The sequence below is a fragment of the Pseudomonas sp. 18175 genome (assembly GCF_050432925.1).
In the GTDB taxonomy this organism is placed as follows: Bacteria; Pseudomonadota; Gammaproteobacteria; order Pseudomonadales; family Pseudomonadaceae; genus Aquipseudomonas.
This window is the reverse complement of the sequence record NZ_JBKFTO010000004.1, coordinates 240,060-265,694: the sequence shown is the minus strand read 5'-3', so window position 1 is coordinate 265,694 and position 25,635 is coordinate 240,060. Positions and strand designations below refer to the sequence as shown.

Annotated in this window: 15 protein-coding genes and 2 pseudogenes; 7 read left to right on the top strand and 10 right to left on the bottom strand. The window is 62.0% G+C overall.

The features are described from left to right. The first annotated feature begins 105 nt into the window (after window positions 1–105). The 3 genes from ACLD1Y_RS07815 (at window position 106) to ACLD1Y_RS07805 (ending at window position 4,052) form a co-directional block, all read left to right on the top strand. On the top strand, window positions 106–1,314 hold the full coding sequence (locus tag ACLD1Y_RS07815) for an alpha/beta hydrolase (RefSeq protein ID WP_429476950.1): 1,209 nt from the start codon (window positions 106–108) through the stop codon (window positions 1,312–1,314). A 198-nt stretch (window positions 1,315–1,512) separates the two neighbouring features. Continuing rightward, window positions 1,513–2,889 (top strand): pyridoxal-phosphate dependent enzyme, encoded by a 1,377-nt coding sequence (locus ACLD1Y_RS07810; protein WP_429476948.1) that lies wholly within the window; start codon window positions 1,513–1,515, stop codon window positions 2,887–2,889. Beyond that, window positions 2,886–4,052: a cystathionine gamma-synthase gene (locus ACLD1Y_RS07805; protein WP_429476946.1), complete on the top strand. Its 1,167-nt coding sequence runs from the start codon at window positions 2,886–2,888 to the stop codon at window positions 4,050–4,052. Before ACLD1Y_RS07810 ends, ACLD1Y_RS07805 begins: the two co-directional genes overlap by 4 nt. A 120-nt stretch (window positions 4,053–4,172) precedes the next feature. On the opposite strand, the gene ACLD1Y_RS07800 is transcribed toward ACLD1Y_RS07805, so the two are convergent. Continuing rightward, entirely contained in the window at window positions 4,173–6,371 is a 2,199-nt protein-coding gene (locus ACLD1Y_RS07800; RefSeq protein WP_429476944.1) for an OsmC domain/YcaO domain-containing protein, read from the bottom strand. A 163-nt stretch (window positions 6,372–6,534) separates the two neighbouring features. Between ACLD1Y_RS07800 and ACLD1Y_RS07795 the strand changes: the two are divergent. Beyond that, window positions 6,535–6,807, top strand: a pseudogene (locus tag ACLD1Y_RS07795) (PAS domain-containing protein); the annotation flags it as partial. A 348-nt stretch (window positions 6,808–7,155) separates the two neighbouring features. Further along, window positions 7,156–8,100 (top strand): annotated as a pseudogene (locus ACLD1Y_RS07790) (methyl-accepting chemotaxis protein); the annotation flags it as partial. Here ACLD1Y_RS07790 and cysC read toward each other — a convergent pair. From cysC to ACLD1Y_RS07755, 7 genes are all read right to left on the bottom strand, one after another. Further along, the gene (gene cysC / locus ACLD1Y_RS07785) at window positions 8,090–8,677 is read right to left on the bottom strand and encodes an adenylyl-sulfate kinase (RefSeq protein ID WP_429476942.1); all 588 of its coding nucleotides are present in this window, start codon (window positions 8,675–8,677) and stop codon (window positions 8,090–8,092) included. The pseudogene ACLD1Y_RS07790 and the gene cysC sit on opposite strands and share 11 nt — an antisense overlap. Beyond that, window positions 8,667–9,584 carry an alpha/beta fold hydrolase gene (locus ACLD1Y_RS07780; RefSeq protein ID WP_429476940.1) on the bottom strand — a complete coding sequence of 306 codons (918 nt, stop codon included), beginning with the start codon at window positions 9,582–9,584 and terminating at the stop codon, window positions 8,667–8,669. The genes cysC and ACLD1Y_RS07780 overlap by 11 nt, the downstream gene beginning before the upstream one ends. After that, entirely contained in the window at window positions 9,517–12,618 is a 3,102-nt protein-coding gene (locus ACLD1Y_RS07775) for an autotransporter domain-containing protein (RefSeq protein WP_429476938.1), read from the bottom strand. Before ACLD1Y_RS07775 ends, ACLD1Y_RS07780 begins: the two co-directional genes overlap by 68 nt. 42 nt (window positions 12,619–12,660) lie before the next feature. Next, a complete protein-coding gene (locus tag ACLD1Y_RS07770) occupies window positions 12,661–13,482 on the bottom strand; it encodes a sulfotransferase family protein (RefSeq protein ID WP_429476936.1) in 822 nt (273 codons plus the stop codon). Next, window positions 13,479–13,997, bottom strand: a complete 519-nt coding sequence (locus ACLD1Y_RS07765) for a hypothetical protein (RefSeq protein ID WP_429476935.1) — start codon at window positions 13,995–13,997, stop codon at window positions 13,479–13,481. Before ACLD1Y_RS07765 ends, ACLD1Y_RS07770 begins: the two co-directional genes overlap by 4 nt. Beyond that, the gene (locus ACLD1Y_RS07760; RefSeq protein ID WP_429476933.1) at window positions 13,991–15,067 is read right to left on the bottom strand and encodes a hypothetical protein; all 1,077 of its coding nucleotides are present in this window, start codon (window positions 15,065–15,067) and stop codon (window positions 13,991–13,993) included. The genes ACLD1Y_RS07765 and ACLD1Y_RS07760 overlap by 7 nt, the downstream gene beginning before the upstream one ends. 239 nt (window positions 15,068–15,306) lie before the next feature. Beyond that, window positions 15,307–16,710: an XAC2610-related protein gene (locus ACLD1Y_RS07755; protein ID WP_429476931.1), complete on the bottom strand. Its 1,404-nt coding sequence runs from the start codon at window positions 16,708–16,710 to the stop codon at window positions 15,307–15,309. A gap of 760 nt (window positions 16,711–17,470) precedes the next feature. Here ACLD1Y_RS07755 and ACLD1Y_RS07750 point away from each other — a divergent pair. After that, a complete protein-coding gene (locus tag ACLD1Y_RS07750; protein WP_429476929.1) occupies window positions 17,471–18,223 on the top strand; it encodes an Asp/Glu racemase in 753 nt (250 codons plus the stop codon). Here the strand turns inward: ACLD1Y_RS07750 and nirD are convergent. Both nirD and nirB read right to left on the bottom strand, forming a co-directional pair. Then, window positions 18,189–18,530 (bottom strand): nitrite reductase small subunit NirD, encoded by a 342-nt coding sequence (gene nirD / locus ACLD1Y_RS07745; protein WP_429476927.1) that lies wholly within the window; start codon window positions 18,528–18,530, stop codon window positions 18,189–18,191. The two genes, ACLD1Y_RS07750 and nirD, sit on opposite strands and share 35 nt — an antisense overlap. Next, entirely contained in the window at window positions 18,530–21,070 is a 2,541-nt protein-coding gene (gene nirB, locus ACLD1Y_RS07740; RefSeq protein ID WP_429476925.1) for a nitrite reductase large subunit NirB, read from the bottom strand. Before nirB ends, nirD begins: the two co-directional genes overlap by 1 nt. A 543-nt stretch (window positions 21,071–21,613) precedes the next feature. Between nirB and ACLD1Y_RS07735 the strand changes: the two genes are divergently transcribed. Beyond that, complete coding sequence (locus ACLD1Y_RS07735; protein WP_429476923.1) at window positions 21,614–25,585, top strand: molybdopterin-dependent oxidoreductase; 3,972 nt, start codon at window positions 21,614–21,616, stop codon at window positions 25,583–25,585. Window positions 25,586–25,635 lie beyond the last annotated feature (50 nt).

The window sequence follows — 25,635 nt, the reverse complement described above, 5'->3', positions numbered from 1 at the left end:
GTCGCCTCTAACGGCAGTTACCAATCGTCATATATTTTCATGCCGCCTGCATGGGCAGCCGCGTAAGGTCGGCTGCACGGTGCATAAGCCTCATGGGGAAATTCGATGAACTCACTGCGTTTATTGGTGCTGCTCAGCCTGGTCGGTTGCGCCGACCGCTCACCCGCCGTCTCTACGCCAGCCCCTACCCATTTCGAACAGTATCGCCAGCAGACCCTGGCACAACTTGAGCGTGACCGGCGCTTCCAGAGCCCCGACCATGCGCTGGAACTTGAATGGAACGCGCCACGCGAATGGGTCGCGCCAACGCCCAACGGCCATGGTGTGTTGCTGGTCCATGGGCTGGGCGATTCACCGGGTTCCTTCAGCGACATTGGCGCGCAATTGGCCTCACAGGGTTATCAGGTACGCACACTGCTGCTGCCAGGGCATGGCACGCAGCCGGCGGATATGCTGGACGTGCATATCGATGAGTGGCGCAGCACGGTGGCACAGCAAGTGGCCTTGCTGCGCCAGGAGGTGGACCAGGTGTACCTGGGCGGTTTCTCCACCGGCGCCAACCTGGTTTTGGAGTACGCCATGGACGAGCCGGACATTGCCGGGCTGTTGATGTTTTCCCCGGCGTTCAAGGCGCGCAACCGTTTTATCTGGCTGCTGCCGTGGCTGGCCCAGGTTAAACCCTGGCTGCGCGACCCCGCCGGCCCACGGCAGCAACAGACCGCGCTGCGCTACCAGAACGTGCCTACCAATGGTTTCGCCCAGTTCTACCGGTCCAGTGAAACGGTGCGCGACAAACTCGCTGCCGCCCCCTTCGAGCGCCCGGTGCTGGTGGTCAGTGCGGCCCATGACTCCGTGGTGGATGTGCAATTTGTGCGAGACACCTTTACAAAGCGCTTTACCCATCCTGACTCGCGGATGATCTGGTACGGCGACCTGCCAACCCCGCAGCACACACAGCGCCTGTTGGTACGCAGCGACCACTTGCCGGCTGAGCGCATCAGCCAGTTTTCCCATATGGGCGTGTTGTTCGCCCCAGACAACCCGCTGTACGGGCGCAACGGCAGCCAGCCCGTGTGCCTCAACGGGCAAACCGATGAAGACTTCCAGCGTTGCCGGGCAGGCGCGCCGCTCTGGTATTCCGCCTGGGGTTATCGCGAACCGGGCAAGGTACATGCACGGTTGACGTTCAATCCTTATTTCGACTGGCAGGCGCAGATCATGGGCCAAGTGATGCGGGCTGCCCAACACCGCCCTTGTAGTGAGCGGGCTTGCCCCGCGCTGGGGGGCGAAGCCGCCGTAAATCCAGGCACCTGAGTTCTATCTGGAAGACCCTGCCGCCTGGATTGGGACTGATGGCGCACCCGCTCATCGTCCATGCGCCAAAAAAAGACATTCAACGGCCCGCCTGGTTGCGACCCTCGCTATACCGGCCTATTTTCCAAGCTACGCTCCAAGCTACGTTTCAAGCCATGCTTTGCCGTTTGCTGTCCCCCCTCTCTCAAAGGTGACGACATGCCCACACTGCCCCGCCCCGCCGTACTCGAACTGATCGGCAACACGCCGCTGGTTCGGGTCAGCCGCTTCGATACCGGCCCCTGCACGCTGTTTCTCAAACTCGAATCCCAGAACCCCGGTGGCTCCATCAAGGACCGCATCGGCCTGGCCATGATCGACGCCGCCGAACGCGACGGCCGCCTGCGACCGGGCGGCACCATCATCGAAGCCACCGCCGGCAACACCGGCCTGGGCCTGGCGCTGGTGGGCCGGGCCAAAGGCTATCGGGTGGTGCTGGTGGTGCCCGACAAAATGTCCACGGAAAAAGTGCTGCACCTCAAGGCCATGGGCGCCGAGGTGCACATCACCCGCTCCGATGTGGGCAAGGGCCACCCGGAGTATTACCAGGATGTGGCTGCGCGGCTGGCCAAGGACATTCCGTATTCGTTCTTCGCCGACCAGTTCAACAACCCGGCCAACCCGCTGGCCCATGAGACCAGCACCGCACCGGAAATCTGGGCACAGACCCAGCACGATGTGGACGCCATTGTGGTGGGCGTCGGCTCGGCCGGCACCCTCACCGGCCTGACCCGTTTTTTCAAGCGCGTACAACCTGAGCTGGCCATGGTGCTGGCCGACCCGGTTGGCTCGGTGATGGCCGAATACAGCCGCAGCGGTCGCCTGGAAACTCCCGGCTCATGGGCGGTGGAAGGCATCGGCGAAGACTTCATCCCCTCGATTGCCGACCTCTCCAGCGTGCGCCACGCCTACTCCATCAGCGATGAAGAAAGCTTCGACCACGCCCGCCAACTGTTGCGCGCCGAGGGCATCCTCGGGGGTTCATCCACCGGCACCCTGCTCGCCGCCGCACTGCGCTATTGCCGTGAACAGACCACGCCCAAGCGCGTGGTCACCTTTGTGTGCGACACCGGCACGCGCTACCTGTCCAAGGTCTACAACGACCAATGGATGAACGACGCGGGCCTGTTGCAATACAAACACTACGGCGACCTGCGCGACCTGATCGCCCGCCGTTTCGAAGACGGCCGCGTGATCAGCGTCAGCCCCGACGACACCTTGCTCACCGCCTTCCAGCGCATGCGCCTGGCGGATGTGTCCCAACTGCCGGTGCTGGTGGACGGCCGCGACCTGGTGGGGGTGATCGATGAATCCGACATATTGCTCGGCCTGCACCACGACGCGGCCGACTTCAAGATGGTGGTCGCCAGCGCCATGACCAATACCCTGCAAACCCTTGACCCCAGCGCCAGCCTGGCCGAGTTGCAAGCAGAGCTCGATCGCGGCTTGGTCGCCATCATTGCCGACGCCTCGGGTTTCCATGGCCTGATCACCCGCGTCGACCTGCTTAACCACCTACGGAGATCCCTTGCATGAGTCAGCCTGAAAAAAGCGCCTTCGCCACCCGCGTGATCCATGCCGGACAATTCCCCGACCCAACCACGGGCGCGCTGATGCCGCCGATCTACGCCAACTCCACGTACCTGCAAGACAGCCCCGGCGTGCACAAGGGTTTCGACTACGGCCGCTCCCACAACCCCACGCGCTTTGCCCTGGAACGTTGCGTGGCCGACCTTGAAGGCGGCAGCCAGGCGTTTGCCTTTGCCTCCGGGCTGGCGGCGATTTCCACGGTGCTGGAGTTACTGGACGCCGGTGCCCATATCGTCTCCGGCAATGACCTGTATGGCGGCACCTTTCGCCTGTTCGACAAGGTGCGCCAGCGCAGTGCCGGGCACCGTTTCAGTTTTGTGGATTTAAGTGACCTCTCGGCGTTTGAGGCCAGCTTGCAGGACGACACGCGCATGGTCTGGGTCGAGACGCCGAGCAACCCCTTGCTGAGCCTTACCGACCTCAGTGCCATCGCCCGTATCTGCAAGGCCCGTGGGATTATCTGCGTGGCCGACAACACCTTCGCCAGCCCCTGGATCCAGCGCCCGCTGGAGCTGGGCTTTGACGTGGTGGTGCACTCCACCACCAAATACCTCAACGGCCACTCGGATGTGATCGGCGGCATCGCCATTGTTGGCCACAACCCTGAATTGGCTGAACGCCTGGGCTTTCTGCAAAACTCGGTCGGCGCCATTGCCGGGCCGTTTGATGCGTTCCTGACACTGCGTGGCGTGAAGACCCTGGCGCTGCGCATGGAGCGTCATTGCAGCAATGCCCTCGACCTGGCCGCATGGCTAGAACAGCAACCGCAAGTGGCGCGCGTCTACTACCCAGGCCTGCCCTCCCACCCCCAACACGAATTGGCGCGCCGGCAAATGCACGGGTTTGGCGGGATGATCTCGATTGACCTGAACAGCGATTTGGCCGGGGCCCGGCGTTTCCTGGAAAACGTCAAGATTTTTGCCCTGGCCGAAAGCCTTGGCGGCGTGGAAAGCCTGATCGAACACCCGGCGATCATGACCCACGCGACGATTCCGGCCGCTACGCGAGCGCAGCTGGGGATTGGGGATGGGTTGGTGCGGTTGTCGGTGGGGGTTGAGGATGTGGAGGATTTGCGCGCGGACCTGGCCCAGGCCTTGACCCAAATCTAGCGACTTGCGCCGGACAAAATGTGGGAGCGGGCTTGCTCGCGAATGCGGTGGTTCAGCCAATAAATCGGTTGACTGACACACCGCTTTCGCGAGCAAGCCCGCTCCCACAGGGGATTTGCGTTAAATCGAGATAGTGGCGGCCCGTGCGGCGTGCAGCTTTTTATAGCTCTCAATCAACCGCTGATGCCGCTCCAGCCCTTCCAGCTTCATGCTGGTGGGCGTCAACCCATAAAAGCGCACCTCACCGCTCACCGAACCAATCACCGCGTCCATCCGCTCGTTGCCAAACATGCGGCGGAAGTTGGCTTCGTAGTCGGCCAGTTCCAGGTCGTCGTCCAGTTCCATCTCCAGCACCGCGTTCATCGCCTGGTAGAACAGGCCACGCTCGGCGGTGTTGTCGTTGTACTGCAAGAACATCTCCACGCACTCCTTGGCCTCTTCGTACTGCTTCAAGGCCAGGAAGATCAGTAGCTTCAATTCCAGAATGGTCAACTGGCCCCAGGCGGTGTTGTCGTCGAACTCGATGCCGATCAGGGTGGTGATGTCGGTGTAGTCGTCCAGCTCGCTTTCGATCAGGCGTTCGACCAGGGCCTGCAGTTCTTCCTCGTCGAGGCTGTGCAGGTTGAGGATGTCGGCACGGAAGAACAGCGCCTTGTTAGTGTTGTCCCAGATCAGGTCGTCCACCGGGTAGATTTCCGAGTAGTCCGGTACCAGGATGCGGCAGGCGGTCGCGCCGAGGTGTTCGTACACGGCCATGTAGGACTCTTTGCCCATGCCTTCCAAAATACCGAACAGGGTCGCCGCTTCCTGGGCATTGGAGTCTTCGCCCTCGCCGGTAAAGTCCCACTCGACAAACTCGTAGTCCGACTGGGCACTGAAGAAACGCCACGACACCACGCCGCTCGAATCGATAAAGTGCTCGACGAAGTTGTTCGGCTCGGTCACCGCCTGGGCTTCGAAGGTCGGCTGCGGCAAGTCGTTCAAGCCTTCAAAACTGCGACCTTGCAGCAATTCGGTCAGGCTGCGCTCCAAGGCCACTTCCAGGCTTGGGTGGGCGCCGAACGAGGCGAATACGCCGCCGGTGCGTGGGTTCATCAGGGTCACGCACATCACTGGGAATTCACCGCCCAGGGAGGCGTCCTTGACCAGTACCGGGAAACCTTGGGCTTCCAGGCCCTGGATGCCGGCCAGGATACTTGGGTACTTGGCCAGCACCTCGGCCGGTACGTCCGGCAAGGCGAATTCGCCTTCGATGATTTCGCGCTTCACTGCCCGTTCGAAGATCTCCGACAAGCACTGCACCTGGGCTTCGGCCAGGGTGTTGCCGGCGCTCATGCCGTTGCTCAGGTAGAGGTTTTCGATCAGGTTGGAGGGGAAGTACACCACCTCACCATCGGACTGACGCACAAACGGCAGCGAGACGATACCGCGTTCCTCATTACCCGAGTTGGTGTCGAACAGGTGCGAGCCACGCAGCTCGCCGTCACGGTTGTAGACCTTGAGGCAGTAGGCGTCGAGGATCTCGCTCGGCAGCTCATCGTTGGCGCCCGGCTGGAACCAACGCTCGTCCGGGTAGTGCACGAACGCCGCGTTGGCCAGCTCCTCACCCCAGAACTGGTCGTTGTAGAAGAAGTTGCAGTTGAGCCGCTCGATAAACTCGCCCAACGCCGACGCCAGCGCGCCCTCCTTGGTCGCGCCCTTGCCGTTGGTGAAGCACATCGGCGAGTGGGCATCGCGGATATGCAGCGACCACACGTTCGGCACGATATTGCGCCACGACGCGATCTCGATCTTCATGCCCAACCCGGCGAGGATGCCGGACATGTTGGCGATGGTCTGCTCCAGTGGCAGGTCCTTGCCGGCGATGTAGGTGCCGCCCTCGGAGGTCGAGTTGGGCATCAACAGGGCTTGCGCATCCGCATCGAGGTTTTCAACTTCCTCGATCACGAACTCAGGGCCGGCCTGTACCACTTTCTTAACCGTGCAACGGTCGATGGAACGCAAGATGCCCTGGCGGTCTTTATCAGAGATATCCGCCGGCAACTCCACCTGGATCTTGAAGATCTGGTTGTAGCGGTTTTCCGGGTCGACGATGTTGTTTTGCGACAGGCGAATATTGTCCGTGGGGATATTGCGCGTCTGGCAATACAACTTGACGAAGTACGCCGCACACAACGCCGACGAAGCCAGGAAGTAATCGAACGGCCCCGGCGCCGAACCGTCGCCCTTGTAGCGAATCGGCTGGTCGGCAATCACCGTGAAGTCATCGAACTTGGCTTCAAGCCGAAGGTTGTCGAGAAAGTTGACCTTGATTTCCATGCGGGTACACCAGAATAACGGGCTAAACAAAAATGGCCGCCATTATGGGGTTTTTCATCGGGAAGTTTCAGGCTTTTGACCAATGGCTGGCGAAATATCAAATGTGCATTAATCTTTTCGACGTTGAGGCCGATTGGCTGAGTGCAATCATGGAGTAGTCGGAATGCGCAACAACCTGCCAGTGACACAACGCGAGATTTCACTCGCACCTCAACAAAAACTTATCTCCGCCACCGATGTTCGTGGTGTCATCACTTACTGCAACGATGCCTTTGTCGACATCAGTGGCTTTGACCGCGCCGACCTGATCGGCGCACCGCAAAATATCGTGCGTCACCCCGACGTTCCACCCGCTGTTTTCGCGCATATGTGGAGCGCGCTCAAACAAGGTTTGCCCTGGATGGGCATCGTCAAGAACCGTTCTAAAAATGGCGACCACTATTGGGTCAACGCCTACGTCACACCGATATTTGACGGCAGCACCGTGGTGGGTTTTGAGTCGGTACGGGTCAAGCCCAGCGCCGATGAAATCCGCCGCGCCCAGACGCTGTATCAACGTATCAGCCGTGGCAAGCCGGGCGTGCCGCGCCAGGATGCATGGCTGCCGGCCGCATTGAGTTGCGTGCCGTATGTGGCCACCGCTCTCGCGGGCAGCCTTGCCGGGCTTTACCTCAGCGCCCCTTCCGCCCTTGCGGTGGCCGTGGCGGTCGCTATTCCTGTGGGGTTGCTCTGCTCACGCGTACGCCAAGGCAGCACGTTACGCCTGTTGGAAGGTGTGGAACCTTCGACCTCAGACGCCTTGATCGCCCAGATGTACAGCGATGCACGCGGCCCCCAGGCGCGGTTGGAAACCGCGTTCCTCAGCCAGACTGCACGCCTGAAGACCTGCCTTACGCGCCTGCAAGACAGCGCCGAACAACTCAGCGCCCTGGCCGGGCAGTCCGATCAACTGGCCAGCGCCAGCGCCAAAGGCCTGGACCGCCAGCGCGTTGAAACCGAACAGGTCTCGGCCGCCGTCAACCAGATGGCCGCCACCACCCAGGAAGTGGCCAGCCACGTGCAACGCACCGCCGACGCCACCCAACAAGCCAATACCCTGACCGGACGCGGCCGTGACGTGGCACGGGACACCCGTGAAGCCATTGAGCGGCTCTCTGCCGTGGTGGGCGAAACCGGCGTGACCGTGGCGCAACTGGCCCGGGACAGCGACGAAATCGGCAGCGTGGTCGATGTGATCAAAGGCATCGCCGACCAGACCAACCTGCTGGCCCTCAACGCAGCTATTGAGGCCGCGCGGGCGGGCGAGCAAGGTCGCGGTTTTGCCGTGGTGGCCGACGAAGTGCGCCAGTTGGCCCAACGCACGTCCCAATCCACCACCCAGATCCACGCCCTTATCACCAAGCTGCAGGCCTCTTCCAACAATGCCGTGCACAGCATGGAACACGGCCAACGCCAGGCCCAGGAAGGCGTGGCTTGGGTACTGGAAGCCGACCAGGCGTTGGTGGGCATCAGTGAAGCGGTGTCCCACATCACCGACATGACCACCCAGATCGCCGCCGCCACCGAGGAGCAAAGCGCGGTGGCCGAAGAGATCAGCCGCAACATCACCACCATCGCCGAGTTAGCCGACCAGACCTCGATCCAGGCCCATCAATCCACGGACTTGAGCAAAGAGCTGACCAATACCGCAGCCACTCAATATGCGTTGGTTGAGCGGTTCAATCGCTGATCGGCACCCTGTCCAGCACGTAGTTCAACAACAGTCCCAGGCTCACCTCAAACGGCTCTCGGGCCGTATCGAGATAGAGTTGGGGTCGGTGCGGCGCTTCGTAGGGAGCGCTGATACCGGTGAATTCAGCGAGCTCACCGGCTCGCGCTTTTTGGTACAACCCTTTCGGGTCTCGCGCCTCGCAGGTTTGCAGGTCAGCGGCGACATGCACCTCATGAAAACCCTGGGCGCATAAACGGCGGGCCTGTGCCCGATCTTCGCGGTACGGCGAGATGACCGCGACGATGCACACCAAGCCAGCATCGGCAAACATGCCCGCCACCGCACCCACCCTGCGAATATTCTCGCGGCGGTCGCTGGGGCTGAATCCAAGATCAGCATTAAGGCTTTTACGCAGGGTATCGCCATCCAGCACATAGCACGCATACCCATGGCGCACCAAGGCGCGCTCCAGCCCATTGGCCAGCGATGACTTGCCTGAAGCAGACAAGCCGGTCAGCCAAATCACAGCCCCCTCATGCCCCACGCGCGCCGCGTCCATGGATGCAAGGCCCGTGGACGAAAAACTATTGGCCATCTTCATTGCTCCTCGAACAGCGCGGCAACTCACTGATCAATTGCGGCCATCTCTGTGCCCAATCGCCATCATGGCTCATTGCGGATACGACGCGAACACGTGTGCAATGCCCTGCTGCTGCGCTCGCAAAACGCTGCGCAATGCTCGCGGGCACAATTGTGTCTTCACTGCCGACGTAGTGGATCTGCGGCAAACCGCTTAACAGCGGCGCCATGTCAATGGCATTAAGCGAATCCGGCATGGGTGAAACCCGGTGCATGCGGCTGACTTCAGCCACATCCAGATTGCCCGCCACACTGCGCAGGCTGGCGATATCCTTGCGCCGGGCAGCGAGCAACGCGGCAATATTGGCGCCACCCGAATACCCCACTAGCTGCAACGGTTGGCCAGGCAACCGGGCAGCGTACTGCTCGACAGCCTGGTTCATGCTCACGACCACTTCTTCGGCGAACCGCCTGCTGGTCCAGTAACGCACATCACAGCGCGGGTTGGCGCTCATTGCCGTGAACTGGCAAGGACGGGCAAGGTAGACCACATTCGCAGCCGGGTCCTTAGCTGCCAGTGCCAGGCCCTGCGCCTTGATCGGCGTGGGGTTGAGCGACGGCTGACTGCGCGTACGCCAGGCAAAACCATCGCCTTCGATATACACGGTCAGCGGCTGGTCCGCGCGGGTGATCCGGTAAAAACTGGTGAGCACAAAGCCCTCAGTCTGCACCGGCGCCATGACCAGCCCCCCCGCTTGGGCGAGGGACTGCGCACGCCTGTTCAGCTCGCCCTGCTCCGGCACCACAGCGCACCCACCCAGCCACAGGCTGAGCAGGCACGCCAGTGCCAGCAGGTTAGAACGCCCAGCGCGCTTCAACGGAGCCGGTTTGGTTGAGGTAGTCAGTTCGTTTCTCCAGGTCATAACGCACGCCCAACTGCAGCTGGCCGTTGACCTGGTAGTTTAACCCCGTACCGCCACGCACCAGCCAGCGTTGTGGATCACCCGAATAGGTGGTGAAACTGGCGCCCGGTGCACCGGCAAAGCTGCTGCTGATGGAGTCACGCTCGGCAAGGAAGTCATAACCCACACCCAGGTTGGCGCTCACGTTGAGCTGCTGGGTCAGGTCATGGCTGAGCTTGCCGTCCACGCCCAAGATGAACTGGTCGGTGCTGCGGCTTTTGGCACTCAGGTTCAGGTCTTCGGCGCCCTTCTCACGGTAGGCCTCGTCCTTGATCCAGGTGTAGTCGGCGCGTACCGAGGGGATGAAGCGCGTCTGCTCGGTGAGCGTGAACGTACGGTCCAGGGAAACGCCCGCGTGTGCGGTCCACGAATCGTAGTTGGACTTGGCCTGCAACCCGGCAAAGTCGATATCCCGCGTGCCCTTGTTATGGTTCTGGCCGCCGTCGAGCTGGAAGTTCAGGTCGGTGCGGTCATCCAGGTGATAGCTGCCGTAGCCGACCAGTTGGTACACATCGGTCTTGAGCTGCTGACGTGCCGTGTCACCGCTGTTGCGCGTGTTCACATTGGCATAGATGAACGCGGTGCCCAGCAGCCAGCGGTCGTTGAGGCTGGCATCCAGGCCGAACGCCAGGCCACCCACCGAGGTATTTACCCCGGCGACGCCGCCACGGCTTTCCTGGTCGGCCCAGCTGCCGAACGGTTTGATCCAACCATGCTGATCGGTAAAGGTCGCGTCACCCGAAGACAACCCGCGCACCGCTTCGCTGCGACCCTGGATCACCCCGTTGATGCCGCTCAATGCGGTACGTGCAGACTCTGTAGAGCCGCCCGCCATCAACGGCAAGGTTTCAGACACCGCCTGGGACACTTCGCCCTGGGTACTCAACGGCACGAAATAACTGGCCAGGCGCCCGCTGGGGTTGCCGGCGATCACACCGTCCAACACCCGCGCAGCGCCACGGCCCGGCGTATTGCCCAGGGCCTGGACGCTGCCCTGCACCGTGTTGCCATTACCACTGTTGCCACCGGCATCGGCGACAATATTCAGGCTGACGCTGTTGCTGGTGTAGGTCGGGGTGAAGTTGAACAGCAGGCTGTTGTCGCTCACGGTGTCGAACGTGCCGCTGATGTGACCGGTGGTGGTGACCACATTCAGCAGTTGCTGACTGATGGCCAGGGTGTTGCCACTTTTCACATCCACATCAAGGGCGCCAGCCAGGAACGCATTGCCATCAATGTCGAGCTTGCCGTACCGCAATGTGCTGAACGCGCCGACACTCAAAGTGCCATGGCTGCCCTGGGTGTAATCACCGCCCAGCGACAGCGTCGCGCCGTCAGCGATGTTCAGGTGACCGGCGTTGATCACGCCACCGCCAATAGACGCGGTGCCCGAACTCAGGGTGCCGTCATTACGGATACCCAGTGCGCCTGCCAGCTGGGTGTTGTTTTCCAGCACCAACGTGCCAGCCTGCACATCCCAGATCCGGCTCACGGTGTCGGTGCCGGTCAGCGTCCAGGTGCTGGTGCCAAGCTTCTGGAAACTGTCGAAGCCCTGGTACTGGGTTCCCAGGTCGGAAAGATTGAAGCCGTTGCTCAGCGCATTGACGTTACCGCCAAGGGCAAGCGTGTCGGTGCCGCCAGAGGTGCTGACGACGTTGCCGAGAATCTGCGAACCGGCTTCCAGGACCAGGGTGTTACCGCCGCCGGAAAACTCGATGGCATTGGCCTGCACGCCGTTGCCATCGTTGGCGTAGCCGCCGGCGATGGTCCCGGCGTTGCGAATGGTTGAATTGCCCGTGGACACCAGGCCTACGCCGCCGACGCCAGCCGTTCCGGCCGTGCCAGCACTACCGGCGGTGCCACTACTACCTTCAATGCCGGAACCGTAGCGTGGCCCTGCTGCACCCGCAGCACCGCCCTGGCCCGCAGCGCCTGCCAAGCCACCGTTACCGCCCTGGATCGTGCCGGTGTTGAACACCTGCATATTGAAGCCCACGATACCCGCGCCACCGGCACCACCGTTACCGCCATTGCCACCGTTGCCGCCGATGCCGCCGTTACCACCACGGGGGCTACCGTACTTGCCACTCATCCCGCCCCGGCCGCCGGCACCACCAGCACCACCGGCTGCGCCATTGGCGCCACTACCGCCATAGATAGCAGCATTGTTAGCCAGCGAAAAAGAATTGCCGGAAACACCAGAACCACCACTGGCGCCGACGCCACCGTTGGCCCCTGCCCCCCCGTTGCCGCCGTTAAGCCCGCTATCCGAGCCGAACTGATACCCGCTGCCGCCAATGCCTCCCGCCCCACCGTTGCCGGCAGACACTACCGCGGTGCCGGCGCCGCCAATCAGGGTCGCATTATTGGTAACGGCAAAAAAACTCCCAGTGATAGCGCTTGACGCAGTCCCCACCGCGCTGAGGTACTGGCCCGCCATGCCGTTGCCGCCGGCGGTTCCACCGCCGGCACCAGTGTTATTGACCCCATTGGTTCCAGCAGCCCCGCTGGTAGCGGTTCCTCCGGCCGACGCGGCGCCGTTGAATTGGCCGTCAATGGTTGTGGTCAACGTGCCGGTCGCAGAACCGTTCACGTTCAGCGCGCTACCCGCGCCGACCAGGCTGCCACCTGTGATGGTCAGGGGTGCAGTCGTGTTAAGCACGGTGCCGCCACTGCCCAGGGAAATATCCGAAGCCAGGGTGATCGCGTTGACCGTGGGCGACACGAAGGCACTGCTGCTGTTAGCCAGTTGTTCGCGCAGCGACCCCGCCCCCGAGTCTGCCCCCACTGTCACGGTGTAGCCGGGTGTCGCCCACACAGTGGAAGCCATGCTCATTGACAACACTGCCAGGGGCCAGGTGAAGGCCCTACGGCCCACGGCCGGCGGGGCCGAACCCGATCCGCCCGCACAACCTTTCGATTTCGCAACTTCGGAAACCACCTGCAACGCCCCCAGGCGGGTATTCCATACCAACCGATAAATGCCCTTGTTCATCTACACCGCTCCAGTGTGTTTTTTCTATTTATATAAAACTGTTTAAAGAACCCTGACCCCATGGGGGTTGTATTGCGGGTGTTGCCAGAAGGCATCATTGGAAAACCGTGCGAACAGATCCGGCGGCAACAGCGTCGGTCGAGGGACGGCTTGCACGCTCGGTCGCACATCGTGCAAGCCCGGTGTACCGGCGCGCAGGTCGAATTCCTGGGCATCGAACGTGAGGTTGTGCAGGTCGTGACTGAAGGCCGGCTCATCGATGAAATCGTAGATCCCGTTGAGTACCGCCTGAGGGTCACTCACCAGGCTCTCGTAACGCACCAGCAGTAGCTGGCTTGTCTGTTCACCGTAAAAAGCCTGTTTGAGCGCGTTGTAGGGGAAACCCAGCATGCCTTCGGCGTTCGCCAGGCCATCAGCGCGGCTGTACACGGTACCGCCGGCCTGGAAATTGAACATGGCCGAAGGCGTGATCGCGTTGCGTTGGATCAGACGCTCAACGCTGTCGATGATCCACGGCACCTCGCGCACGCAGGCAATTACCTTGCTGGCGGGAAACAGTTGGGCCAGCAACGGCATCTGCGCGCACCAACCACGGTTGCTGTCGAACAGCACCGGTTGCGTGAACTCCTCACCGTAGAACTGCTCGAACAGCCCTCGCAGAATGCGCACGCGCTGGGGGTCGGAGATGAACAGGGAATATTCATTGCTGCCACCCATGCCAGTGATCAGGCTGGTGATCAACCCCGACACCGGGCTGCTCATATTCGCGTGAAAACGCGGGTTCTGACGCAGCAAGGCTGACAGCAACGTGGAGCCGGATCGGGGCAACCCGGAGATAAAGTGCAACGTCCGTTCAACCATCATGCATCCCCTCCTGCATCCCCTCGTTGGACAGATGGCTCAAACAGCAAATGCCACACGCTTTGCCCCTGCTCGTTGTAGCCAAGGTGTGACAGGCCGGCACGCTGGCTCACACGGATGCCCGCCGGCGTCTCCAATTTTGGGTTCTCAGACACCACCATCATGCCCACCGGCGCTTGAGGTTCATCAACGTACGCGTGGGCCAATTGCAGGTGGGTGCAGGCGAATATGCGCGGTGCCAGCCCCACTTCACGGCAATCCTCACGGATAAAGGTGCGGTAGAACCAATACGGCGAACCCGCACCATAGGCGCCATACACTGAGCTGACACCGACGATCTGCCCTTGCGGGTCAAGGGCTACACACGCCACTTCGAAGGTACGGCGCCAGGCATCGAAGCTGTCCTGGACGGCAGCGTTTTCCTGCCAGAAGCGGATCAAGGCCTGGCGTAAGTCTTGGTTGACCTGCTGCCATACCCAATAAATCTGATGGTTGTTGAATTCACTGATGGCTAGCACGGCAGCATCTCGTCGAGGCGTCGGGAATGGGCGCTTGCCGGCGCTTGCCGATGCAGACGCGCGTCATTCAGAAAGAGTTCGCACCACAGGCGCCAGAGCTTGACCAGCCGCTGTTGACCGCCGTCCTGACGCATCTCGCGGGTCGCGCGGGTCAACACACTGGCGAACGACTGCGCATACAGCCGGCAACTGCGGCAATCGATATTCGGTGTGCAACATTTGCCGCTGCTCTGGCTCAGGTCGGTGTTGTAGTGGCGCAGCGCAGGTGTCAGCAGCACACCACAGTCACGCGTGATGGCGCCGGGCGCTTGTGCGTCCGGGTACAGACCTGCGGGGTCATGGATCAGTCGATTGAAATCGGCGTCATACAAAATGCGTTGCCCTGGCTGCTCCAGCAGTTGCGCGATGCTGTCGTGGGCCTGGCGCAGATGGTCAGCGCCCAGCACCAGGTTGTCATCGGCGGTGCTGCTGATGTGGTACTGATCGGCACCGGCGCCACTGCCGATAAAATCCAGGTACTTGGTGGTGGGGCTGTAGTGATTGAAGGTCAGCGCCAGGCCATTGTCGGCACACAGCTGGGCGATATAGGGAATGTCGTCAAGATTGCGCGCGGTCAAGGTAAAGACAAACACGGCCCTGGGGTCATCGCGATAGTTGCGGATCTGCTTGGCCATCGTATCGGCCCCGCGCAACTGCCGGGTACGCTCTGGGTTGCCCCACAGTGACACGTGCACCCGGTAGCCGATCTCCGTGCTCAGGCGCTTGATGCCATTGGTGAACACCACACCGTAGGGAATATGCCGGCTGGCAATCACCAGTTTCTTTTCGGCCAGGGACGGTTCGGCCCCGCCGAAATACCCGTAGCGCACGCCCCGTGCAGCTTCACCGGCAAAGAATGTCTCGATACGCTGAAGGTCGCTGACGTCTTTATGCCCGAGGTAATCGTCCCCGGAAAAGAACAGGCAGCCTTCGCAGGTCAAGTTACAGACAGACGTGATGTCGTACTGGCTGGGGCGCAGAGGCAACACCTGCTCACGCAACAGCTTCCAGAACTCTCTGTCGTTCATCATTTGAAACCCCGTTTATGTCGACAACCAACGCCTGAGACGCCCATTTCGAGGGGCTGCTACCCGCACTCGAAAATGGATTTGGAACGACACAAAGGGCCTGCGATCGGCAGCTATCCGTTGCGGTTAATTGACGTCAAAAAAATGATGGCAATTTAGTGTCACCGCAGGTTGCATAGTGCCAGTATTCAGGGGCCTTAAGCAACGGGGAGGCCGCAGACACACACTGGATTAACCGCCTGTTATTGCTTGCGATAATACCCCGTGAAGTACGCCTGATTATCCGGCGCCGAGTTGTGCTCGATCACCGCAAAACCCCTCACCAATTGAATGTGATACGGGCCGTTGCCCTTGGGTGCCAGCGGCTCGCGCACGATGATCAGATTTTCGGTTTCCATGGGCACGGTGTGCTGCGCGGACACGAGCGGTTTGCCGGTCTTGATGTCTTTGAGCGTCACGGTGAATTCGGCCACTTCCCTGCCCTCGGCGTCGCGCTCGGGGAGCACCTTGATGTCCAGGTCACCGTCGCGACCGAGGAAGTCATCGCGCATCTGGTAGTGGCCGTTACGCTGGTCGCGCTCCACTTCGCTGAGTTTGTCGTAGTCGGGTTCGCGCTCATCGGCGTGCAGCAGGATCGCCAGTTCCGGGTGATCGCCTTTGGCGCTGCTGACCCAGGTGCCGGTGTAGTTGTAGGGCTCGGTGGTTTCCCGCGTGATGCGCCAGATGCCGGTCTGATGGCCGTCGTTGGCGTATTCGTGCAGGTAGACGAAGGGCTTGTCGTCGTAGTCGCTGCGGTCGCCCACCAGCTTGATGGGTTTGCCGCTGCCGCTCTGGGTGTAGCGCAATTCGCCAATCAGCACGGCGCCCTGCTGCTGGTACCAGAGCTCGACCGGGATCTTGCCGTCCAGGGTGCCGGCGAGCATTTGCGGGTCTTCGTTGACCGGGCCTTCCAGGCGTGGGGTCTCCTGCCATTGGCCGTCTTTCCATTCACCGGTGGTGCGCAGCATGTAGCCGCTGGGCATGCTGGAGTTTTCGCCGAACTCGGTCGGCGGGACGTCTTCCTGGGTGTACGAGCTCACCCGCACCAGTTGACCGTCGCGCATTTGCCACCGGGACGCACGCGTCCAGCAGCAGCCACGGTCGGTTTGTGAGTGGATCACGCCGTCATTGGGGGTGACCGAAAACATGCCGCCGCTGGTTTCATTGGCCAACTCGGTCAGCGGGCCGTTGAGCACCCACTGGCGTTGCTGCGGGTCTTGCAGGTACACATCGTAGTTGGACTGAAAGCCCGCATACGCGCCATCGCCATTGCGGATCGCCAGGTCCATGCGGCCATCGTGGTCGATGTCGGCGAAGTACAGCACGCCGCTCTCGCCCACCAGGCGCCAGTCCAGGGTCTTGCCGTTCGGATCCAACGGCACTGGGGCGGCAGGAGTTTGCAGTTGCTGGAGGATCTCGAGGGTGGTTTTGTCACGCACGGTGATCAGCGCACGGGCGTGTTGTTCCAGGTCTTGCGGCGCATCGGGGAACAGCACTTCCACCAGGAACTGGCCGCTGGGGTCGTTGACCGAGAATGAACGGGGTTCGGCGGTGACCTGCAGGGTCACGGCCAGGGAAAGGAGTACAACGCTGACAAGCGAACGCATCCAAAGCATCCTTGCTGAAATTTGGGGGCGGCAGTGTAAAGGTAAATCTGCGTGGGGTGCTGACTGCCGATGAAATCCTGAATCACTTCGCGGCAGCTTGATGCTCGGCCAATAACGCTGCGATCTTTCTACGCAGTGCTCTACATAACCTTGAGCATTGCTGCTGGACCTGTGGCGAGGGAGCTTGCTCCCGTGACGGCCTGGCAGTCGGGCGGTTTTTCCGGGTGTAAATCGGTTCAAGTGTGGGAGCGGGCTTGCTCGCGAAGGCGGTCTATCATGCGACTGGGTTTTCTGAGATGTACATCGCTCTAGTTGTGTGGCTTGCCTGCGATGGCTATGTGTTAGGCGCTGGAGCGTTTGGGTCGGAGTACATATCCGTTGTTTAGGTGATGGCTGATATAGGTTCCGCCCTTACGGCGGGTCACTTTGGAAAAGAGCCCCAAAGTAACCAAAGGGCTCTTGCCCCACCACTCGGCACCTCGCCTAGGCTCAGTGTGCCCGAACACAGGCTTGAATCCGTGGGCCGCCGCAATGGGCCATCCATGGCCCAGTGCGGCTAACCCGGCGTCCTGCCGGGTTACCCACGGATTCAAGCCTGCGTTCGGCCAGCGTGGTTAACGGGGCGCCTAAGATCAAGATCAAAAGCCAGAGCCAGAGCCAGAGCCAGAGCCGGAGCCGGAGTAAACAACTATCTACAAGATGTATGGAGATCCAAATGTGGGAGCGGGCTTGCTCGCGAATGCGGTGCGTCAGTTGATGCATGTGGCGACTGATACACCGCATTCGCGAGCAAGTCGAATCGTCGCACCGCCCCTCCCACAGTTCATCGCTAGTGAGTTTTGCCCACCCTCTTCAATTCTGGATATCACCCATGCGCATTGCCTGCCTTCATACCGCCGCCAGTAACATCGCCGTCTTTGACGCGGCAGCCACTGCACTTGGCATCCGCCCCGGCGTACTGCTCCATGACGTGCGCGCGGAGCTGCTGGCGGCTGCGGAGCTCGCCGGGCAGCTGACCGCCGAAATCGCCGCGGCAACCGCGTCTGCACTGCTTGCGCTTGCAGAGCAGGCAGATGTGGTTGTGCTCACGTGCTCGACCCTGGGGCCGGTGGTTGAAAGCCTTCATTCCCCACGCGCCCCCGTCCTGCGAACCGATGCAGCCCTCGCCGCCACCGCGCTTAAGTGCAGCGGCAACGTCGTGGTGTTGTGCGCGGTACAAACAACCGTTGAGCCTACCTCACGGCTGTTCCACACGGCAGAGGTGCAACGGGTTCCGGGCGCTTGGGACTTGTTCAAGGCAGGCGATATCGACGGCTACCTGGCGATCATCGCCAAGGCCGCCGACCTGGCCTACTCCGGCGGCGCATCGGTGGTGGTGCTGGCCCAAGCGTCAATGGGCGGTGCGGTCTCACGCGTCACCGCCGGCCCGCCGCCGCTCACCAGCGCATCCGCCGGTTTGACCGCTGCCTTGCAGGCCATTACCCCACCGCCAATTCCACCACCCCACCCTTGAGCCGCACCGGCCATACCCGCAACCGCTGATGCGGCGCCTCCAGGCACTGGCCGTCGTGCAGGCGGTAATGCTGTTTGTAGATCGGCGCGGCCACCACCAGGTCGCCCTTGATGCTGCCGATCAAGCCGCGACCGATCACGTTGGCGCCCGATTCCGGGTCGTGATTGTCGATGGCGTACAACGGCTGCTCCTGCGCGCCCGGCAGGTAAAACAGCGCGACTTGCGTGCCGTCCAACCACACCACCACGCCAGAGTTGGTGACCAGGTCCTGTTCGTTGCACACGGTTTTCCAGGTGGGTTGGCTCATCAGGCAATCTCCTCGGCGACGGCAATCAGGTTGAGTTCGGTGGCCATGACCGGCCGACGTTGGCCGCGCTCCTGCACAAAGTGGATATCCGGGTCGGGGCGTTTATCGTTGACGAAGGTGCGGAAGCGCTTGAGTTTTTCCGGGTCTTTGAGGGCGTTGGCCCATTCGCACTCGTAGCGGTCCACTACCAGTTGCATCTGCGCTTCTAGTTCGCCGCCCAGGCCCAGACTGTCGTGGATGATCACGTCCTTGAGGAAATCCAAGCCACCCTCCAGGCTTTCGCGCCAGACCGAGGTGCGTTGCAGTTTGTCGGCGGTGCGGATGTAGAACATCAGGAAGCGATCGATGTACTGGATCAGCGTGGCGTCGTCCAGGTCGGTGGCGAACAGCTCGGCATGGCGTGGGCGCATGCCACCGTTGCCGGCGATGTAGAGGTTCCAGCCCTTCTCGGTGGCGATCACGCCCACGTCCTTGCTCTGGGCTTCGGCGCACTCGCGGGTGCAACCCGACACCGCGAACTTGAGTTTGTGGGGCGAACGCAGGCCCTTGTAGCGGTCCTCGATCAGCAGCGCCATTTTCACGCTGTCCTGCACGCCGTAGCGGCACCAGGTGCTGCCCACACAGGATTTGACCGTACGCGTGGATTTGCCATAGGCGTGCCCGGTTTCAAACCCGGCGGCGATCAGCTCGCCCCAGATCTCTGGCAGTTCATGCAACTGCGCGCCAAACAGGTCGATGCGCTGGCCGCCGGTGATCTTGGTGTAGAGGTCGTATTTCTTCGCCACCTCGCCGATCACGATGAGTTTGTCGGCGGTGATCTCGCCGCCCGGAATACGCGGCACCACCGAGTAAGTGCCGTTCTTTTGCATATTGGCCATGAAGGTGTCGTTGGTGTCCTGCAAGGGCACGAGCGAGGCGTCCATGATCGGCTGGTTCCAGCACGACGCCAGGATCGAGCCCACGGCGGGTTTGCACACATCGCAACCGATATGGCCACGGCCGTGCTTGGCCAGCAGTTCATCAAAGGTGGTGAGCCCTTCCACGCGCACCAGGGCGTAGAGTTCCTGGCGCGTGTAGGCAAAATGTTCGCACAAGCTTTTGTCCACGCTGACGCCACGGGCAATCAACTCATGCTCGAACACCTGCTTGAGCAACCCGGCGCAGCCACCGCAACCGGTGCAGGCCTTGGTCTGGGCCTTGAGCAGGCCGAGATCGCTGCAACCACCGTCGATGGCCGAGCAGATCGCGCCTTTGGTCACGTTGTGGCAGGAACACACGGTGGCCGACTCCGGCAAAGCGCCAGGGCCCAACGCGGGGGCACCGGCAGACGATGGCAGGATCAGGCTGGCGGGCTCAGCCGGCAGCGCGATGCTGTTTTGCATGTATTGCAACAAGGTGTCGTAGTAGCTGTTATCACCCACCAGTACCGCGCCGATTACATGCTTGCCGGTTGCATCCACCACCAGGCGTCGGTAGCTGGCGCTGGCCTCGTCGATAAATTGATAGCTGCGGGCGCCCGGCGTATGTGCGTGGGCATCGCCGATGGAGCCTACGTCTACGCCCAGCAGCTTGAGTTTGGTGGACATATCCGCGCCGACAAAAGGCTCGGCGGCCTGCCCACACAACAACGCGGCGACCCCACGGGCCATCTGGTAGCCCGGCGCGACCAGGCCAAACAGGCTGCCATTCCAGGAGGCGCACTCGCCGATGGCGTAGATATTCGGGTCGCAGCTTTTGCATTCGTCGTTGATCACCACGCCACCGCGCGGGCCGATCTCCAGGCCGGCCTGGCGTGCCAATGCGTCCTGGGCGCGAATACCGGCAGAGAACACGATCAGGTCGGTTTCAAGAAATTCATTATTGGCAAAATTCATGCGGTAGCGATATTCCTCGCCCGCACTGATGGACTGGGTGGCGCGGGACAAATGCACACCCACACCCAAGCGTTCGATCTGTGCCTTGAGCGCCAGGCCACCAAAGTCATCCAGCTGTACCGGCATCAAGCGCGGCGCGAACTCCACCACATGGGCTTCCAGGCCCAGGCTTTTCAGGGCGTTCGCAGCTTCCAGGCCCAACAGCCCGCCACCCACCACCACGCCACGACGCGCATTGGCAGCCGCGCCACGAATGGCATCCAGGTCTTGCAGGGTGCGATATACCAGCCGCGATTCGCCTTCGGCCCCTTCAATCGGCGGCACGAACGGGTAAGAGCCGGTGGCCAGTACCAAGGTGTCGTAGGCCACACAACCGTCTGCGGTGATCACTTCGCGGCGGGCACGGTCGATTTCCAGCACCGGCACGCCCAAGTGCAAGGTTACCCCCGGCGTCTGATACAACGAGGCTTCGGACAGCGCCAACGACTCGGCATCACGGCCGGTGAAGTACTCCGACAGATGCACCCGGTCATAGGCGCGCATCGGCTCCTCGCTGAACACATGCAAGCGGTAGTGATCCAGCGCACCGCGCTCGATCAGCTGTGCCACGCAGTGGTGGCCGACCATGCCATTGCCGACGACGATCAGGGTTTTGAGACTGTTCATATTTAGCACCCGACGAAGCTCATCACGGTTTTTAAAAAGCAAAAAAAAACGCCTGAAACCTTTCGGTTCCAGGCGTCTTTGCCTGTTCTTATGCGGTCATGCCGCTTATGCCCTAGACCGGTGTTGGCCTGTCGATCGTCGTTGACCGAGGTGGGATGAGGGTGGCGCTTGCAGGTGGCGTGCCAATGGGGGCAGATGCCCGCGACAGCAGCTCCGGGCCTTACTAAACGCGTTTGGACACCCCCGTGCGATGCCTCCCACTGGTGCGCCGCGCCTCATAAATGTGCACTCATCCCTGTGGCGAGGGAGCTTGCTCCCGTTGGGGTGCGCAGCGCCCCCAAAAGCGACGCCTGCTGCGCAGTCGAGCGGGAGCAAGCTCCCTCGCCACAAAGCAGCTGTTTGCAGCAGTTCTGGCGCGTGACTTGCTAGAGACTCAACCATCAGCAGTCAACGCAGACTGCCCTCTCACGACAAAGGCGCCGTGCGATCCCCGTTTTTCAACGGAGGGTCGCAAGGCGCCTTTTTTTGTCTACAGGATTTCGGATGGCAAGCCAAAGCATACGCAGCGTGTGTCCTTATTGTGGTGTGGGCTGCGGCATCATCATGCAGGTCGAGCACAACACCGTGGTCAAGGTGATCGGCGACAAGGCCCACCCCACCAACTTCGGCCGGTTGTGCACCAAGGGCACCACGTGCGGGCAGGCCATCGCCGAATCCGGCCGCATGGAACACGCCTACCTGCGCCAGGCCCGCGACCATGACCCGGTGCGCATCGCCATGGACACGGCCATCAGCGAGACCGCCGCGCGCTTGCGCCAGGTCCTCGATGCCCACGGGCCGGAGGCGCTGGCCTTCTATGTGTCCGGGCAAATGTCATTGGAAGCCCAGTACCTGGCCAACAAACTGGCCAAGGGTTTTGTGCGCACCCCCAACATCGAGTCCAACTCACGCTTGTGCATGGCCAGCGCCGGCAGCGGCTATAAACTGTCCCTCGGTTCGGACGGCCCGCCCGGTTCCTACGAGGACTTTGACCGCGCCGACCTGTTCTTTGTGATCGGCGCCAATATGGCCGACTGTCACCCGATCCTGTTCCTGCGCATGATGGACCGGGTCAAGGCCGGCGCGAAGCTGATCGTGGTCGATCCCCGGCGCAGCGCCACGGCAGACAAGGCCAACCTGTTCTTGCCCATCAAGCCCGGGACCGACCTCGCCCTGCTCAATGGCCTGCTGCACTTGCTGGTGAAAAACGGGCATACCGATCCAGCCTTTATTGCCGCCTTCACCGAAGGCTGGGAAGCCATGCCCGGCTTCCTCGAAGACTACCCGCCCCACACCGTCGCCGAACTCACGGGCCTGCCCGAAGCCGATATCCGTCAAGCCGCCGAGTGGATCGGCCACGCCGCCGAATGGATGAGCTGCTGGACCATGGGCCTGAACCAGAGCACCCATGGCACCTGGAACACCAACGCACTGTGCAACCTGCACCTGGCCACCGGCGCCATCTGCCGCCCCGGCAGCGGGCCGTTTTCCCTCACCGGCCAACCCAATGCCATGGGCGGCCGCGAGATGGGCTACATGGGCCCTGGCCTGCCAGGGCAGCGGTCGGTGCTGGTGGAAGCCGACCGCCGCTTTATCGAAGACCTGTGGCAACTCCCCGAGGGCAGCCTGCCGCGCCAGGCCGGCAACGGCACCGTGGCGATGTTCGAACACATGGCGGCCGGGCAGATCAAGGCCTGTTGGATCATCTGCACCAACCCCGTGGCCAGCGTGCCCAACCGCCGCACCGTCATCGAAGGCCTGCAGGCCGCCGAACTGGTGATCACCCAGGACGCGTTCCTCGACACCGAGACCAACCGCTACGCCGATATCCTGCTACCCGGCGCCCTGTGGGCCGAGGCCGAAGGCGTGATGATCAACTCCGAACGCAACCTCACGCTGATGCAAAAGGCCGTGGACGCGCCGGGCGACACCTTGCCCGACTGGCAGATTATCGCCAAGGTCGCCTGCGCAATGGGCTTTGCCGAGGCCTTTACCTACGCCTGCGCCGCCGATGTGTTCGACGAGATCAAGCGGGCCTGGAACCCCAAGACCGGCTACGACATTCGCGGCGCCAGCCACGCCCGCCTGCGCAACACACCGCTGCAATGGCCTTGTGCAGCCGAGGACGGCGCCGAGCGCAACCCGATCCGCTACCTGCACGAGGGTACACTCCGATTCGCCACTGCAACCGGCAAGGGTCAGTTCCTCCCCCGCCCCCATATGCTGCCTGCGGAAATGCCCGACGACGCGTTCCCTTTCGTGCTCAACACCGGGCGCCTGCAACACCAATGGCACACCCTGACCAAGACCGGCAAGGTCGCGACCCTGAACAAACTCAACCCCGGCCCGTTCGTGGAGTTGCACCCCGAAGACGCAACGCGCCTGGGCATCAAGGACAAGGACTCAGTAGAAGTCCGCTCCCAACGCGGGCGCGCCGTGCTGCCCGCCGTAGTCACTGACCGCGTGCGCCCGGGCAACTGCTTTGCGCCCTTTCACTGGAACGATGTGTACGGCGAACACCTGGCGATCAACGCGGTGACCAACGATGCCGTGGACCCGATTTCGTTGCAGCCTGAATTCAAGTGCTGCGCCGTCGCCCTGGCACGGGTCGAACTGATCGACCATCAATTTCTCGACCTTCCCTCCCCTGTTGCAGAGGACTCCACCATGTCGCGCCTCGACGCCTTCGCCGACCTCGCCGGCATCCGCAACCTTACGCCACCGCCCTTGAGTGACCACGAGCGCCTTTACCTCGCCGGTTTCCTCAGCGGCCTGCAAGCCAACGCGGCGATGCCGGGCGTGCCGGTGATGCCGGACAGTGCACCGCTGGCCAAGCCTGCGCGATTGTGGCTGGACGGGGTGCTCGGCGGCTTATTCAGCCGCGCCGGGCAAGCCTGCACCGCTCCCGCCTCGACGGTGACCCTGCTGTGGGCCTCGCAAACCGGCAACGCCGAAGCCTTGGCGGAACGGTTCGCCAAGCGCCTGAACGAGGCCGGAATTGCCGTGGAGCTGAGTGCCATGGCCGATTTCCCACCGAGCAAACTGGCGACCACGCACACCCTGGCCCTGATCAGCAGCACCTTCGGCGACGGCGACCCACCAGACAATGGCGAAGGTTTCTGGCAGAGCCTCAACCGCAGCGAGGCACGCCTGGAATCCTTGCGTTACGCGGTACTGGCGCTGGGTGACCCCAACTACGATCAGTTCTGCAAGCACGGCAAACAACTCGACCAGCGTCTGCAGGCGCTGGGCGCTACCCGCCTGCTGGAACGGGTCGACTGCGACACCGATTTTGAAGCCCCGGCCGACGCCTGGCTGGAGCGGTTCCAACAGAGCCTGCACCCGACAAAACCCATCGCGCCAGCTACACCGGCCGGTAAAACCAAACTGCATGGCTCGCGCCTGCTGCTCAACCGTCACCTCAACCCACAAAGCGCCCACAAGGAAACCCGCCAATTCGCCCTGGACCTTACCGACTCAGGCCTGAGCTACCAAGCCGGCGATGCCCTGGGGGTGATGCCGCGCAACTGCCCGGAACTGGTCAGCGAACTGCTCGACCTCACCCGCCTGGCTGGCACGACCTCGGTGACGATCGACACCTTCGGCGAAGTGGCGCTGCAACAGGCGCTGACCCAGCATTTCGAAATCGCCCGGCCCAGCCACGATACGCTGGCGTTTATCGCCGAGCGCAGCCGCGACCCCCAGCTTAAAAACCTGCTGGAGCCTGAGCACAAAGCCCAATTAAAGGACTGGCTCTGGGGCCGACAGTTGGCGGATGTGCTGCACCAATACCCCATCGAATGCTCGGCGGATGAATTGCTCGGTACCCTCAAGCGCCTGCAACCGCGCCTGTATTCCATTGCCTCCAGCGCCAAGGCGTACCCCAGCGAAGTGCACCTCACCGTGGCCGCCGTACGCTATGGCAAACGCAAGGGGGTGTCCTCGACCTTCCTGGCCGACCGCGCCAGCGACAACGAAGTGCCGCTGTTCGTGCAGCCTGCCAAACACTTCCGCACACCCGCCGATGGCGATGTGCCGATGATCATGATCGGGCCCGGCACCGGCGTGGCGCCTTTTCGGGGGTTCTTGCAGGAGCGGCGCGCGCTTGGCCACCAGGGCCGTAACTGGCTGTTCTTCGGCGAACAGCACGCCGCCAGTGACTTTTACTACCAGGACGAGTTGCAAGGCATGCAGCGCGACGGCCTGCTCACCCACCTGAGCCTGGCGTTTTCCCGCGACCAGGCGCAGAAAATCTATGTGCAAGACCGCATTCGCGAACAAGGCGCGCAGCTGTGGCAGTGGTTGCAGGACGGCGCCCGCGTGTATATCTGCGGCGATGCCAGCCGTATGGCCAAGGACGTTGACCTGGCGTTGCGTGAGGTCGCGCAACACCACGGCGGGCTTGGCGTTGAGGGTGCCGTGGAGTACTGGCGCCAACTGAGCGAGCAAAAGCGTTACCTGCGTGATGTGTACTGATTGGATACAGAACAATCACCTATTTGTATTGTGTACAAAAAACCCTAAAG

Bases quoted from the DNA above. Each gene is read 5' to 3' on its own strand.
- ACLD1Y_RS07815 (WP_429476950.1), top strand. From the start codon at position 106: ATGAACTCACTGCGTTTATTGGTGCTGCTCAGCCTGGTCGGTTGCGCC.
- ACLD1Y_RS07810 (WP_429476948.1), top strand. From the start codon at position 1,513: ATGCCCACACTGCCCCGCCCCGCCGTACTCGAACTGATCGGCAACACG.
- ACLD1Y_RS07805 (WP_429476946.1), top strand. From the start codon at position 2,886: ATGAGTCAGCCTGAAAAAAGCGCCTTCGCCACCCGCGTGATCCATGCC.
- ACLD1Y_RS07800 (WP_429476944.1), bottom strand. From the start codon at position 6,371: ATGGAAATCAAGGTCAACTTTCTCGACAACCTTCGGCTTGAAGCCAAG.
- cysC (WP_429476942.1), bottom strand. From the start codon at position 8,677: ATGGCCAATAGTTTTTCGTCCACGGGCCTTGCATCCATGGACGCGGCG.
- ACLD1Y_RS07780 (WP_429476940.1), bottom strand. From the start codon at position 9,584: ATGACCTGGAGAAACGAACTGACTACCTCAACCAAACCGGCTCCGTTG.
- ACLD1Y_RS07775 (WP_429476938.1), bottom strand. From the start codon at position 12,618: ATGAACAAGGGCATTTATCGGTTGGTATGGAATACCCGCCTGGGGGCG.
- ACLD1Y_RS07770 (WP_429476936.1), bottom strand. From the start codon at position 13,482: ATGATGGTTGAACGGACGTTGCACTTTATCTCCGGGTTGCCCCGATCC.
- ACLD1Y_RS07760 (WP_429476933.1), bottom strand. From the start codon at position 15,067: ATGATGAACGACAGAGAGTTCTGGAAGCTGTTGCGTGAGCAGGTGTTG.
- ACLD1Y_RS07755 (WP_429476931.1), bottom strand. From the start codon at position 16,710: ATGCGTTCGCTTGTCAGCGTTGTACTCCTTTCCCTGGCCGTGACCCTG.
- ACLD1Y_RS07750 (WP_429476929.1), top strand. From the start codon at position 17,471: ATGTGGCGACTGATACACCGCATTCGCGAGCAAGTCGAATCGTCGCAC.
- nirD (WP_429476927.1), bottom strand. From the start codon at position 18,530: ATGAGCCAACCCACCTGGAAAACCGTGTGCAACGAACAGGACCTGGTC.
- nirB (WP_429476925.1), bottom strand. From the start codon at position 21,070: ATGAACAGTCTCAAAACCCTGATCGTCGTCGGCAATGGCATGGTCGGC.
- ACLD1Y_RS07735 (WP_429476923.1), top strand. From the start codon at position 21,614: ATGGCAAGCCAAAGCATACGCAGCGTGTGTCCTTATTGTGGTGTGGGC.